Source organism: Vibrio sp. (assembly GCF_038138445.1).
Classification (GTDB): Bacteria; Pseudomonadota; Gammaproteobacteria; order Enterobacterales; family Vibrionaceae; genus Vibrio.
Window position 1 is genome coordinate 18,225 of record NZ_JAYQDQ010000016.1, and the last position, 14,726, is coordinate 32,950.

Here is a 14,726-nt window from a genome sequence, read left to right on the forward strand (position 1 = left end):
CTTGATTCGTCAGATGCGTAAACTTGTGATAAAGATTTCTATTTCAGATGCCTAGTCAAATTGCTGGACTGGTCAATATGTTTTATCGTGGCAATTACACTTTGTGACATGCACAGCTTCTAAGGAGCATAGGATGACTATTCAGAGCTTTATTCCTCCCAAGCGTATTCTCATGGGACCAGGTCCATCGGATATTTCACCGCAAGTATTGCAAGCATTAAGTCGCCCAACTGTCGGCCATCTAGACCCGCTTTTTGTTAACATGATGGATGAATTGAAACAGCTCCTTAAATACGCTTTTCAAACCGACAATGATTTTACGATCGCGGTCTCAGCGCCCGGAAGCGCAGGTATGGAAGCATGTTTTGTTAATCTGATTGAACCAGGCGATAAGGTGATAGTGTGCCGCAATGGTGTATTTGGAGAGCGAATGCGCGAAAATGTTATTCGCGCAGGAGGGAGCGCCGTTATAGTCGATGACAACTGGGGTGAGGCTGTCTCTTTAGATAAAGTGGAGAGCGCTCTTAAAGCACATCCTGATGCTAAGATATTGGCTTTTGTTCATGCGGAAACATCGACAGGTGCGCAGAGTGATGCGAAGGCTCTGGGCAAATTAGCAAAGCAATACGGTGTCTTGACTATTGTTGATACTGTTACATCACTGGCTGGGATACCTCTAAAAGTTGATGAATGGCAGCTAGATGCCGTCTATTCGGGAAGTCAGAAATGTTTATCTTGCGTGCCCGGATTGTCTCCGGTTACTTTCTCACCTCTTGCGATTGAGAAGATTCAAGCAAGGCGCACTCCGGTACAAAGTTGGTTTTTAGACCAAAGTTTGGTACTTGGGTATTGGAGTGGCAAAGGTAAGCGCAGCTACCACCATACCGCTCCAGTCAACAGTCTGTACGCTCTGCATGAGTCTTTAGTTATGCTAAAGAATGAAGGGCTCGAAAACACATGGAAACGCCATCAAGAGATGCACAATAAACTTAAGAATGGCCTTGATAAATTAGGTTTTGAGTTTGTTGTTGAGGAGAGCGTTCGTTTACCGCAGCTAAATACCATTTCAGTTCCTCAAGGTATGGATGACGCTAGAGTTCGAGGTCAGTTGTTAAACCAGTACAACCTTGAAATAGGTGCAGGGTTAGGGTACTTAGCTGGTAAGGCATGGAGAATAGGACTTATGGGCTATGGTGCGAGAAATGAAAATGTGTCGCTGTGTTTAAGAGCGTTAGAAGAAGTCATGGCTTTATAAATGGCAATAAATCTATAGGGCGGTCTATTCGACCGCCATTACTTACTCTGATAGTTGGTCGATGTTTGGTTTGAGCGCATCGATGTTTGGGGCAATATATTGAACGTTAGAAAAATCATGTTTGGGAAATAGATACTGCGCTTCGCTACGTACTTGCTCTGCTCTAACCGTGTCTCCTAACCCTTGATAGGCAATAATTAGGTTGTTATACAACGCGGGCCTTGGCTTGTTTCTGATGGTTCTAAGTGACCAATCTATATAAGGCTGGATATAGTTAGCTTCCTGTTGAAGCAGACCTATATTGAGGTAAGTGCTGTAAATATCCCAATCGTACCTGTCTTTCCATAGGATAGGGTTTGTGACCTTCTCAAGAAGTTTTGGATCTTTGATGGTCGAAGTTTCAAACTTAGTCAGTATGTAGTTAGTATGTAAAGCGGTGAGCATATAGAAACTGACAATAACAGGGATGATTAAACTCATCACTCTAAGAGAAGTTCTTGTGATAAAAGTAATTGAAGTACTTCGGTATGAACGTGCACGTTGATCAACCCAAAAAAGTAAAATGATAAATGTTATCCAATGGATTGCCGAGTGGTAGAAAGGGTATTCGAGTTGGCTATGTAATACGATAGGAACAAACAAAGCAAACATGACAAGACGAGTTCCTTTCTTGGCATTGTAGATCCTTAATAACACAATTATGGCTGCAATAATGATAGCTAAAACGGGTAATAGTCCACCTTCAACGCCCCAAAAAAGCAATTCATTATGAGGATGATCTAACGAAGGAAAACCAGGATCGTAATTGGCATTCAACTGATGCTGTCGAGCAGTGTAAGTGATATATTCTGGTTCAAATCGGCCATAACCATAGCCGGTAAATGGCTTTTCAATCAACATATCTAATGCTTGTGGGAAGAACAGAGCTCTGGCTTTATCGCTTACCCGAGCTTTCTCTGTCATAAGTTCTGTTTCACCAATTAATACGGTGATACTACTACCAATAATGAGTCCTATTAAAATTGAAACAATCCAGCCCCAGAATCGTTTCGGAGTTGCGAACCTATAGAGATAGGGCAATAGCAATAACACAGCTAAAAAGCCACTTAACCAGCCTGTTCGAGAAGCGAGAAACAGTATCAGTGGAATAGTCAACGCGGGCATCAGATAGAGAAATGAAACTTCACTGACTTTGCTGTGATATTTTTTTGGATGCTTGGTAAGCAGGTAACCAGATAAAGCTAGGCCTGTTACAAGAAAGCTAGCCATAACATTAGGCTGCTGAAAAATCCCATAGGGTCGATTGACACTAGTACTATAGCCAAAAGCATTGTTAGGCTCGAGCACCAGGTATTGTATCCAGCCAAACAGCGACTCAATCAAGACGGCGATAGCAATAAACCATAGTAAGCGCTGTTTTTGTTTGTTACTGAATCGAAATTGCTGGAGCAATAAAAATAACGCCATGCCAGACCATAGTCCAAACAATCTACCCAATGAAAGAGAAATATCTGACTTTGGATAGAAAACAGGGAGAGTTAACAATACGCAGCAAATAAATAAACCTATGGTAAGTTTGTTGTATCTTATGAACCCTTGGGTACCTATCTGATAAAGTCCTATTGCCAAAGATATGCTAACCGCAATCCATGTTGTTGTGTTGAACGACAATTCAAGTCCAGAACCACCTGGGTTAGGCATGAACACATGCATGCCAAGAAGAAAAATGATCGCAATGGAGGCAAGAAAAGGTTTAGTCATTGGCAACTTAGGCTTCTGGGGTTCCAAATTTGTGCCAGTAAGGTGAGTACTTGCCATTGGTTAATATCCTTGAAAGATAACAGACCAAAGGTGGCCTGTTATGCTGAGTTTTTGTTTATTTTAACATAGGCTTGAGAAATCTTGCTGTGTGAGAGCCAGCTATTTTAGCAACATCTTCTGGTGTGCCTTGAGCAATAATCTCTCCTCCTCCTTGTCCCCCTTCTGGTCCTAAATCGATGATCCAATCGGAGGTTTTGATTACATCGAGGTTATGCTCAATGACTACCACTGTATTACCATGATCTCGAAGGCGGTGAAGTACTGTGAGCAGCTGCTGGATATCATGAAAATGAAGACCTGTGGTAGGTTCATCCAAAATATACAATGTTTTTCCAGTGTCTCTCTTCGAAAGCTCTCGGGCTAGCTTTACTCGTTGCGCTTCGCCTCCTGATAAGGTTGTTGCTGCTTGACCAAGACGGATATAAGACAGCCCGACATCGATTAAGGTTTGCAACTTTCGAGCAATAACAGGTACAGGGTCAAAAAATGCGCGTGCATCTTCTACTGTCATGTCTAGAACTTGGTCAATGGTTTTGCCTTTGTAATGTACCTCTAAGGTTTCGCGATTATAGCGCTTACCCTTACACACATCACAAGGAACGTATACATCTGGTAAAAAGTGCATCTCAACTTTTATGACGCCATCGCCCTGACAAGCTTCACACCTTCCTCCGCGAACATTGAAGCTAAAGCGTCCGGGTTTGTAACCACGCGAACGTGCTTCTTGGGTTCCAGCAAACAATTCTCTAATTGGAGTAAAAATACCTGTGTAAGTCGCTGGATTTGAACGTGGAGTGCGCCCTATTGGGCTCTGGTCAATATCAATGACTTTGTCAAAGTGTTCCAGACCCGTTATTTTTTTGTATGGGGCTGGCGTGGCAGTGGTTGCTCCATTGAGCTGGGTGTGAGCGATTTTAAAGAAAGTATCATTGATTAATGTTGATTTTCCAGAGCCAGATACGCCGGTAATACAACTAAATAGGCCTACTGGAATGTCTAATGTGACATCTTTTAGGTTGTTTCCTGATGCGCCGCTAAGTGTTACTACTTTATTCTCATCTTTTGGCGTACGTTGACTGGGTATAGTGATTTCTTTCTTTCCACTTAGGTACTGTCCTGTGAGGGATCTTGGTGTTGCGATAACGTCTGCCACTGTGCCTTGTGCAACCACTTCTCCGCCATGCACTCCAGCACCTGGGCCGATATCAATCACATGATCAGCCATTTTTATTGCATCTTCATCATGTTCGACGACCAGTACTGTATTACCTAGATCACGTAGATGAGTTAATGTTTTTAATAGTCGTTCATTATCACGTTGATGTAGGCCAATTGATGGCTCATCAAGCACATACATCACGCCAACTAACCCTGCACCTATTTGGCTTGCTAGTCTGATACGCTGAGCTTCTCCACCAGAGAGTGTTTCTGCACTTCGTGAAAGATTGAGGTAATTTAGGCCTACGTTGACTAAAAATTGCAGGCGATCATTCACTTCTTTCATCACCTTTTCTGCTATTTGAGCTCGTTGACCTTCCAATTTCAGTGACTCAAAGAATACCAGTGCATCCGCAATGCTAAGTTCGACAATTTCAGGTAGGCTGGTTTCACCAATAAAGACATTGCGAGCTTCAAGTCTTAAGCGGCTTCCATCACAGCTACTGCAAGTTCGAGTGGAAATATATTTGGCTAGGTCTTCTCGAACGGAATTGGATTCAGTATCCCTGTATCGGCGCTCCAAATTATTTAAAATACCTTCAAAAGGGTGACGTTTGACTCTGATATCCCCTCTGTCATTGATGTACTTAAACTCTATCTCAACTCTTCCTGACCCTTTAAGGATAATATCCTGAACTTTACTCGAAAGAGAATTAAAGGGAACGTCTAGGTCGAACTTGAAGTGCTCAGCCAGTGAAGACAACATCTGAAAGTAATAGTAGTTCTTTTGATCCCAACCTCGTATTGCGCCTTTTGCAAGACTAAGATTGTCATCGATCACTATCCTTTGAGGGTCAAAGTATTGCTGAACACCTAGTCCATCACAGGTGTGGCAAGCTCCTGCTGGGTTATTGAATGAGAATAATCTGGGCTCGAGTTCTTGCATACTGTATCCACAGTGCGGGCACGCAAAATTAGCAGAAAAAATGATTTCTTCTCCCTCGCCTCCCATTGAAGTGACAACAGCAATACCTCCTGATAACTCAAGTGTTGTTTCGAAAGATTCAGCCAGTCTTTGCTGAAGATCTTTACGCACCTTAAATCGATCAACGACCACTTCAATGGTGTGCTTTTTATGTAGCTCCAGCGTTGGGGGATCGGACAAGTCGCAAATGTCACCGTCAATTCTAGCTCGAATAAACCCTTGTGCTGCTAGATTTTCAAGTGTTTTAACATGTTCTCCTTTGCGCTCCTTAATGATAGGGGCGAGTAGCATCATTTTAGAACCTTCAGGGAGCTCAAGTACTTTATCCACCATTTGCGAAATGGTTTGGGCACTTAGTGGAACTTGGTGTTCTGGACAGCGCGGCTCTCCGACTCGCGCATAAAGCAAACGAAGATAGTCGTAGACTTCAGTAATAGTCCCTACCGTTGAACGAGGGTTATGAGAGGTTGATTTTTGCTCAATAGAAATCGCCGGAGATAAACCTTCAATATGGTCGACATCAGGCTTTTCCATCAATGATAGAAATTGACGCGCGTAGGCAGAAAGAGACTCTACGTAGCGACGTTGTCCTTCTGCATAAAGGGTATCAAAGGCTAATGAGGACTTACCTGAGCCAGATAACCCAGTAATAACGATAAGCTTATCGCGTGGGATGGAGAGGTTAACCTCTTTGAGGTTATGAGTGCGTGCACCGCGAATGTCGATCTTATCCATTACTATCGCCCAATGTAAAAATAAGTGGGCTAAGTATTACATAGAGTGATTGATGTTCAAAGAAAATACTGGATAAAAAAACAGTGACCTGTATCTATTAAGCTATAGGTCACTGTTTAGTCTGATAACTACGACTCTTTGGTTGTTGATTGCTTACCCAGCTCAGACTTTTTGCTGTCTTTAAGATAAAGATTTTCAAAGCAGTAATTGGTTGCTTCGATGTAGCCTTCAACGCTTCCGCAATCAAAGCGTGTTCCCTTAAATTTATACGCGAGAACACAGCCTGCTTGCGCTTGCTTTAGTAGTGCATCAGTGATTTGGATCTCGCCACCTTTTCCTGGCTCCGTATTTTCGATTAACTCGAAAATATCGGGCGTCAAGATATAGCGACCTATGATGGCTAAATTGCTTGGTGCCGTTCCAGATTCTGGTTTCTCAACCATATTGTCAACGCGATAGATGTCATCTTTGATCATCTCACCTGAGATAACTCCGTACTTATGGGTTTCATCAGCAGGCACTTCTTGAACCGCAACAATAGAACAGCGAAACTGTTTAAAGAGCGCCACCATTTGTGCCAAAACACCGTCTTGATCATTAACGCATAAATCGTCAGCTAAAACGACAGCAAAAGGTTCATCGCCAATCAGTTCACGGCCAGTCAATATAGCATGGCCCAGCCCTTTCATTTCACGTTGACGGATGTAGGTGAAGTTGGCACTGTCAATAATGTCACGAATATCGACGAGAAGTTCTTCCTTGTTGGTACCGCTAATCTGATGCTCTAATTCATAGTTTTTATCAAAATGATCCATGATTGAGTGTTTGCCACGACCAGTAACAATACACATCCCGTCCATTCCAGCTTGAATTGCTTCTTCAACACCATACTCAATAAGAGGCTTATTGACGACTGGCATCATCTCTTTTGGCATTGATTTGGTTGCTGGTAGAAAACGTGTGCCATAGCCTGCTGCTGGAAAGAGGCACTTTTTAATCATGATAATACCTTTGTCATTAATTGGTCTCATAAATTGGCGCGACTATAGCATTTTTTATTCCATTACTAAATTTGAATAAAGCTGATTTGGGCTCCTTGACTCATATTTAAGACAGCATATGCTGATTAGCCCAAGCAATAGCTTGTACTCTGTTTTTCACTGAAAGCTTTTTAAAAATCTGATAAAGATGAGATTTTACAGTAAATTCACTGATAAACAGGTCGTCTGCAATTTGCAGGTTGGAAGCCCCCGTTTTTAAGCAGCGCAAAATCTGAATTTCTCTAGAAGTTAGGTCGACCGTTGCTGGAGACGTTTGACTCAGTATTACGTGCCTATAATAGTGAATCAGTTGTGCTGTGACTTTACGTGGTAGCCAGTTTTGACTGTTGATGACTTCTTCACACCCACGTGCAATCGACTCTATAGACTCATGGCGATAAAATAAGGCTTTTATATTGCCAAAGCAGAGTATTTCTTCGGTTGTTAATCGTTTTTCGACATTAAATAAAATGGTTTCAAACATTTTATTAGAGAGTGGTAAATCGCGAATTTGATTGTTCAGTGATTGATAATGCTGATGATCTATCATCAAGATCTTATGTTTGTGTAACTGCATCGCATACATGAGGTCGTTAGGCTCAATGTAAGGAATTTCAACGCACAATAGTTTTTGAATTTGATCGATGATCGGATCACTCTGTTTATTTTGTTCAGTGAGGAAGTAAATCGTTCGAGCATAGATGTTTTTGGCCATAGAAATTAATCTTACACTTAATAGAAACATGCAAACAGGGTGAAGGAGAACGTTTCAAAGTGCGAATCCCGATTATAGTATTGCGTTAAGTTTCATATAAATAAGTAAATTTTAGATCTATCAATCACGTAATGGCAGGTATTTACTCTAGAATAATGAGTGGGCAGTGGTGGGAAAGGTTCATTGCGTGGATTGCAATTTGTTCATCGGCTAAAGCGTGTTATCCTTGTGGCCTATTATGTTAATGAATCAATTTAGACGGAGCGAATCATGGCGAGCCGTGGAATCAACAAAGTTATATTAGTCGGTAATCTGGGTTCAGACCCAGAAGTACGTTATATGCCAAATGGTGGCGCCGTTGCAAATATTACAATAGCGACTTCCGAGAGTTGGCGTGATAAGACCACAGGAGAGCAGCGTGAGAAAACAGAGTGGCACCGTGTGTCTCTGTTTGGCAAATTAGCTGAAGTAGCTGGTGAGTATTTACGCAAAGGTTCTCAGGTCTACATCGAAGGTCAACTACAGACTCGTAAGTGGCAAGATCAGAATGGTCAAGATCGTTATTCAACGGAAGTGGTGGTTCAAGGCTTTAATGGTGTTATGCAGATGTTGGGTGGCCGTGCTCAAGGTGGTGCGCCGGCTCAAAGCATGGGACAGCCACAGCAGCAAGGTGGTTGGGGACAGCCTCAACAGCCTGCAATACAACAAAGCCAAGCTCCTCAAACACAGCAAAACTATTCTCAGCCTTCGAATCAGGCTCCAAGTCAGCCTCAATATAATGAGCCTCCGATGGATTTTGATGACGACATCCCTTTTTAACTATCTGAATCTTGAAAAAAGCCGCGAATTTCGCGGCCTTTTTATATAGTTAAAACAATAAACTTATCACTGAGTAGAATTTGAGTTTATTTCCCTCTTATTTTGGGCTCTGAGCTAATAATTTCCATGAAAAGGAATTCGTCATCTATGAGGTATACACCTACCTTAAAGCTAAGCACTCGCTTAGTTGCTTTTGTTACCCTTATTGTCATTAGTGCGATGTTTATTTTGTTTTTAGGTGGAACTCTTTCATTCAAACGTTTGGGGCAAGAATACCTTGAGCATTCACTAGAGGGTATTGTTGAAGTTCTAGACAAGGAAATGGAAGATCCGGATGCGGCGGATTCTCTGCAGCGATGGATGCCTAAAATGCTAAGAGCTTCAAATATTATAGAAATGGAACTGCTCTCTGATAATGGCATTATTTACCGTTACATAGATACCTCTTCTACTGTTGAACAAGCCTTGCTCTATGACACCGAATATAAGTTGGAACGAAATCCTGATTATCGCCTTCATTTTAAAGCGGTTCCCCCCTACATAGGCTATGGCTACTCTATTCAAGCTCTGTGGTCTATTACCTTAGCTGTGATCTTAATTGTCTTCTGTCTTGTGCGTGGTGTTAAATGGTTGAAGGAGCAACTAGCGGGATCAGAGATGCTTGAAGAGCGAGGAAGAATGATCCTTGCAGGCCGTGTTGAAGAATATGCAAAAGGTGATGTTAAGGAGTGGCCTTATACGGCGAGTGAAGCTTTAGATAGTTTAATTGAAGAGCTGCAAGATGCTCGTCAAGAACGCAGCCGCTTTGACACCTTTATTCGCACTCAAACTTTTTTAGATCAACTAACAGGAACTGCGAATCGAGTTTTATTTGATAGTAAACTTGAAGCTGCCTTGTCTGAGCATGGTTCTCATGGTGGTGTTTTGCTGTTGCGTATTGACGATTGGGAGCAGTTACAAGAAGAATCCGGTAAGCAAACCGCTGATGATTTTGTGATCAGTATTGGCGAGAGCCTAAATAATATTATTCAGCGCTATCCTGATGTGATTTTGTCTCGATATTATGAGTCAGATTTTGCCATATTCGCACCTCATTTGAGCAGCAAAGACGTGTCCAACATTGCCACAAATAGCCTCAATCAGTTAACCAAATTGCAAGCTCCAGCACCGTTAGAAAAAGACAATTGGATACATATAGGTATTACTATGTATCGAGAGGGAGAAACTCAGGAGCGCATTCTAGATGAAGCAGAAACGGCCTTAAAAAGCGCTCAGTTACAGCGCGTGAATACATGGAATAAATTCAAGAAACGTCAATACCAAGATGAGGAGCGAGGGAATGTACGCTGGCGTACCTTGTTTGATTTATCTATTCAAGCAGACAAGTTGGCTATTTATTGCCAGCCTTGCTATCTACTCGACTCCCATAAAGAGAGAATATTTGACCATAATGAAGTTTTTGTCAGGCTCAACGAACCTGATAAAGGGTTGATTAAAGCCTCTCGATTCAACTCAGCGATTGAATCTGTTGGGTATGAAGCGGTATTGGATCGCGAGGTATTCACTGCGATAATTGAATTTCTAAAAGTATCATCAAAAAGAATGTGTTACGCTATCAATATACATGTAGTTCCATTTGCTGATCGAAGTTATCTTAAGTGGTTTCAGTATGAACTACTACAATTAACCTCAAGACAACGAAAACAGTTAGTGTTTGAATTTGCTGAAGCAAGGTTGGTTAAACACTTGGACTATATGAGGCCAGTGATAAAAATGATAGCTGGGCTAGGGTGCAGGGTTGCTGTTGGGCAAGCAGGACGCTCTATAGTAAGTACTCACTACCTAAAAGACTTACCGGTCGATTTTCTTAAACTGCACAGGAGTTTAGTCAAGCAAATCGATCAGCGTGATGAAAACCAACTTTTTGTTCGAAGTTTATTGGGAGCTTGTGAAGGACTAAAAACACAAGTTATTGCGGTTGGGGTGGACAACAAACAAGAATACAAAACCATGATGCGTTTAGGTGTCCAAGGAGTTCAAGGGCGTTATTTTCAGCCAGAACAACAGTTGTTGCCAAAAGCGGAACTAGAGAAGAAAGTGGTGATGGCCAGTCAAGTCAAGATTGGCCGTCGTAATCGGTGGCGAAAAGTTAGCAGTAAATGAATATTCAGTCATTAATAGGGAAATTTAAGCGTAGCAATCAGGTACGCAACAGTTTGACGGTTGTCGTTCAACCGAACGAATTATTTTTCGCAGCTAGCTGGCGTTGATCTTCCTGCCAAGACCTCCGTTGATGGAGCTTCTTGGCAAGAGACTCTGCGCAGTACACTTGATGAACTTGATGTTTCCAATTTGACTCTCGACATTGTACTCAATTCAAAGCTCTACCAGACGTATCAAATTGACAAACCTAACATTCCTTCTTCAGAACTAACTGGAGCATTGCCTTTTTTACTCAAAGATCTGATCAGTGAAAAAGTGACAGATATTATTGCCGATGCGACAGAGTTGCCTACTGGCAATAAATTGCAAGTATACGTGGTGGTGAAAAGTCTGATTGTTGAATTGCAGCAAATGCTATTGGCACTCGATATCCAACTAGGGCGAGTCTTGGTTGAAGATGAAGTATGGGGTGTTTCAGCGCCTGAAGATAATAGCTTTTTGCTTTTGCAGCGAAGTAAACAGCGCAGTTTTAGAGTGAGTGCTTTTGTTGAGCACCACTGTGCTTTCCAAAGAACCATGCGAGGCATAGCTTCACCATTAACCGGTGTTGCAACCAGCGTTTTGCAACTGGACGGTATTGCCTTGGAACTGCAACGTTCTATTGATTACCTGTCATCACAGCTTAGAGGTACCTCTCTGCACAAAATGAAAGTGTGTTGTGATGAAGAGGAATTGCATGAGTTAGTGGAAGCATTAAATGAACGCTTAAATGTTAGTGTTGCTAGCTTAACAGAGGAGCAGTGTGAGTCGGGAGAAGTATTAATTAAATTTGTCTCTCAGTTGGGAGCCAATGCGGTAAACCTCTACCCTGAATCACTTAAACCTAAAATAGAATATTTTACCTTAGCCAATATAGCCATTGGCTGGGCTCTTGTTGCGGTTTTTTTGCTCGCAGTCATCGGATATCTCTATTTTCAACACGCGTATTTAAATAGTGATCTTAAGCGCTATCTTGCCCAGCAGCAGCAAGCACAACAAGAGTTATCCGAGCTTAATCAACGTCTTGCTATACATAAGCCCTCTGCTGCCAAGATAGCGGCAGTAGAGAGGCTCAAAACTGATATTCAAGCTAAACGTGCTTCATTAAAAGCAGTGGCAGAATTTGATGAGTCCCAGCAATTAGGATATTCAGGAGTGATGAAAGCTTTGGCTAAGTTAGGTCGCCAGGATATTTCTCTTAACCGCATTTTTATTGATGCTGACACTCTGGATTTACAGGGTTTAGCTCGTGAGCCGAAAGCCATACCTAACTGGGTTAGCCAGTTTCAATCTGAGGTCAATTTAGTCGGTCGTAGATTCGAACAGCTACGAATCGGGCGCAATGACCAAGACATAGTGACTTTTGAGTTGAATAGTCAGCGAGAGCGAAAGTGATGCACCCGATATGGAATCAACTGGATACTAAGTTTAAATCCTTGAATCAAAGGGAAAAGCTCCTTTTGGTCATCTGCGGTTTCGTTGTCATTATTCTGACTATGTCAGCTTGGTTGATCGAACCCTTAGCAAAATCAAATCAGGAGTTGGAGCGCCAAGTTACACTGACCTCACAAAATCTTCAAAGGCTTGAAGCAGATATATTGATAGTTACTGCTAAGCTAAAGAAAGATCCGAATGAAAACTTGAACAAGGAATACAAAAAACTTCTCACTGAGAGCCAAAGGTTGTCCAAGCAGCTAGCTTTGATTATGGAAGACTTTATTTCACCTAGTGAAATGGCTCAGTTACTAGAGAAGGTATTGGCTGAAACACAAGGACTAAAGCTTGTACTGTTAGAGTCCTTGCAACCCCAGCCGATTTTGGGGGCTGATAATCAAAGCCAGACAGGGTATTTCGTGCATCCTGTGAGAATAGAGTTAACCGGTGGCTATTTTTCAATTTTGACTTATTTAAACACTTTGGAATCTATGCCAGTCAATTACTACTGGAATAGTTTTGATTACGCAGTAGATGATTATCCAAACGCGCGTGTGACTATCGAGGTATACACTTTGGGGACAAGGCAGGAGTTTATTGGTGGTTAGAGTTTTGGGCGCTATATTGCTGGTCTACTCATTGTTGGGAGTTGCTTCGCAAGACCCTACAGCACCGCTTGGCTGGAAAAAAACTGATTCAGTCGAGTCTAATAGTAAGAAGGTTCAGCAGCCATTACCTAAACTGCAAAGTATAGTCTGTTTAAGTGCAGGGAAATGCCAAGCAGTGCTGAGCGACAAGGTGGTGGTGGTAGGCGAAATGGTAAATGGCTTTAACGTTAGTCAGATTGATGCTCAGTTAGTGACGCTTTCGCGTGGAGGGAAACAATGGAAGCTCGAGATTTTTACTCAGGATATTAAACATTAAGGTATTTTAGATTGTATGCGTAAACTCGTTATAACAGTTGTTGTTACGTTACTAGCTGGTTGCTCGATGGGGCACCGTGACCCCGTTGAAATAAAAAATGAACTCGACGAGGCGATTGGTGGCTTTGGCGGGTTAGAGCAACTGCCTCCTTCTGTTGAAGCGGATTTAATGCCGGAGCTTGATCACGCGGGTTTAATTGAATCTAAAACGGTGAAACGTTTTAGAATTCAAGCCAATGAGGTAGAAGCGAAAGCTTTTTTCACTAGTTTGGTAAAAGGCACCGAGTACAGTGTCGCTTTGCACCCTGATGTATCTGGAGCCATCACAGTTAACTTACTTGATGTGTCGCTCGATGAGGTTTTATCTGTGGTGCGAGACCTGTATGGTTACCAAGTAGAGAAAACTGGTAAGGTTATCCAAATATACCCTGCTGGACTTAGAACCGTTACTATCCCTGTTGACTACTTACAGTTTAAACGAAATGGTCGATCCAATACCTTCATTACGACTGGAACCATCACTAACACGAGCTCTTCGACGTCGTCATCAAGCAGCAGTTCAGATACTTCCTCCACTTCCTCTACAACAAGTTCAGCGAAAGGAGGAACGGAAATTGAAACCACCAGTGAAAGTGATTTTTGGCCACAGCTAGAACAGGCGGTGAGTCAGTTAATTGGTTCGGGGCAAGGGCAGAGTGTGGTGATTACACCGCAAGCTGGAATTATTACCGTTCGAGCTTTTCCAGATCAAATACGTGAAGTGCAGAACTTTATTGGTATGTCGCAGCAAAGATTACACCGCCAAGTGATTCTGGAGGCGAAAATATTAGAAGTAACATTAAGTGATGGCTATCAGCAGGGCATAGATTGGTCAAAAGCCTTTACCTCCAATGGGACAAATTACACTTTGGGTCAAGGCAGCCCAACAACTCCTGTGCCAGCACTGCCTGGATTAGACTCGATCGGTGCTTTGCTGGGCGGACCTGGTAATTTGGTGATATCAAGTGGCAGCTTTGATGCAGTGATTAGCTTTATGTCTACACAAGGTGATCTCAATGTGCTTTCGAGCCCAAGAGTCACTGCATCGAATAATCAAAAAGCTGTCATTAAAGTTGGCAATGACAGTTATTATGTTACTGACTTTTCTAGCAATACTAGCAGTGGCACCACGGCCTCTGACACAACCACGGATATAGAGCTAACGCCTTTCTTCTCAGGTATTTCCTTAGATGTAACGCCGCAAATCGACAATGATGGCAGTGTTTTGCTTCATGTTCACCCTGCGGTCATTGATGTAAAGGAAGAAACTAAAGATATAACCAATGGTACGGACAAGGTGACACTACCTGTTGCGACAAGCTCTATTCGCGAATCAGATTCGGTGATTCGAGCTAGAGATGGTGACGTTGTTATCATTGGTGGTTTGATGAAATCCAATACTTTTGATCAAACATCAAAAGTGCCTTTTTTGGGCGATATACCAGGGCTTGGTCATTTATTTCGCAATACAACTCAAATTACAGAGAAAACTGAGCTAGTTATTTTGCTTAAGCCGACCATAGTGGGTGTGAATACTTGGCAGAAGGAGTTGGAACGCTCGCGAGATCTGCTTGAAGAATGGTTCCCAGATGAGCAATAA

The 14,726-nt window shown here is 42.3% G+C and carries 10 protein-coding genes and 1 pseudogene; 7 read left to right on the top strand and 4 right to left on the bottom strand.

Annotation, left to right across the window (positions count from 1 at the left end):
* Positions 1-133: 133 nt before the first annotated feature.
* The gene (locus AAFM34_RS06810; protein ID WP_341661232.1) at positions 134-1,255 is read left to right on the top strand and encodes an alanine--glyoxylate aminotransferase family protein; all 1,122 of its coding nucleotides are present in this window, start codon (positions 134-136) and stop codon (positions 1,253-1,255) included.
* A 42-nt stretch (positions 1,256-1,297) separates the two neighbouring features.
* On the opposite strand, the gene AAFM34_RS06815 is transcribed toward AAFM34_RS06810, so the two are convergent.
* The 4 genes from AAFM34_RS06815 to AAFM34_RS06830 form a co-directional block, all read right to left on the bottom strand.
* The gene (locus AAFM34_RS06815) at positions 1,298-3,073 is read right to left on the bottom strand and encodes a PglL family O-oligosaccharyltransferase (protein ID WP_341661234.1); all 1,776 of its coding nucleotides are present in this window, start codon (positions 3,071-3,073) and stop codon (positions 1,298-1,300) included.
* Between the two features lie 58 nt (positions 3,074-3,131).
* Positions 3,132-5,954 carry an excinuclease ABC subunit UvrA gene (gene uvrA / locus AAFM34_RS06820; protein WP_341661236.1) on the bottom strand — a complete coding sequence of 941 codons (2,823 nt, stop codon included), beginning with the start codon at positions 5,952-5,954 and terminating at the stop codon, positions 3,132-3,134.
* 128 nt (positions 5,955-6,082) lie between these two features.
* Positions 6,083-6,955 carry a UTP--glucose-1-phosphate uridylyltransferase GalU gene (galU, locus tag AAFM34_RS06825; protein WP_341661238.1) on the bottom strand — a complete coding sequence of 291 codons (873 nt, stop codon included), beginning with the start codon at positions 6,953-6,955 and terminating at the stop codon, positions 6,083-6,085.
* A gap of 106 nt (positions 6,956-7,061) precedes the next feature.
* Positions 7,062-7,709 carry a LuxR C-terminal-related transcriptional regulator gene (locus tag AAFM34_RS06830; protein ID WP_341661240.1) on the bottom strand — a complete coding sequence of 216 codons (648 nt, stop codon included), beginning with the start codon at positions 7,707-7,709 and terminating at the stop codon, positions 7,062-7,064.
* A 270-nt stretch (positions 7,710-7,979) separates the two neighbouring features.
* Here AAFM34_RS06830 and AAFM34_RS06835 point away from each other — a divergent pair, with 270 nt between their 5' ends.
* The 6 genes and pseudogenes from AAFM34_RS06835 to mshL all read left to right on the top strand — a co-directional run bounded on the left by AAFM34_RS06835 (position 7,980) and on the right by mshL (position 14,726).
* Positions 7,980-8,528, top strand: coding sequence for a single-stranded DNA-binding protein (locus AAFM34_RS06835; protein ID WP_341661242.1), 549 nt, complete (start codon positions 7,980-7,982; stop codon positions 8,526-8,528).
* Positions 8,529-8,675: 147 nt separating this feature from the next.
* The gene (gene csrD / locus AAFM34_RS06840; RefSeq protein WP_341661245.1) at positions 8,676-10,691 is read left to right on the top strand and encodes an RNase E specificity factor CsrD; all 2,016 of its coding nucleotides are present in this window, start codon (positions 8,676-8,678) and stop codon (positions 10,689-10,691) included.
* Positions 10,688-12,125, top strand: a pseudogene (locus AAFM34_RS06845) (MSHA biogenesis protein MshI). The gene csrD and the pseudogene AAFM34_RS06845 overlap by 4 nt, the downstream one beginning before the upstream one ends.
* Complete coding sequence (gspM, locus tag AAFM34_RS06850) at positions 12,125-12,772, top strand: type II secretion system protein GspM (protein WP_341661287.1); 648 nt, start codon at positions 12,125-12,127, stop codon at positions 12,770-12,772. The pseudogene AAFM34_RS06845 and the gene gspM overlap by 1 nt, the downstream one beginning before the upstream one ends.
* The gene (locus tag AAFM34_RS06855; RefSeq protein ID WP_341661247.1) at positions 12,765-13,088 is read left to right on the top strand and encodes an MSHA biogenesis protein MshK; all 324 of its coding nucleotides are present in this window, start codon (positions 12,765-12,767) and stop codon (positions 13,086-13,088) included. The genes gspM and AAFM34_RS06855 overlap by 8 nt, the downstream gene beginning before the upstream one ends.
* Positions 13,089-13,103: 15 nt before the next feature.
* Entirely contained in the window at positions 13,104-14,726 is a 1,623-nt protein-coding gene (mshL, locus tag AAFM34_RS06860) for a pilus (MSHA type) biogenesis protein MshL (protein WP_341661249.1), read from the top strand.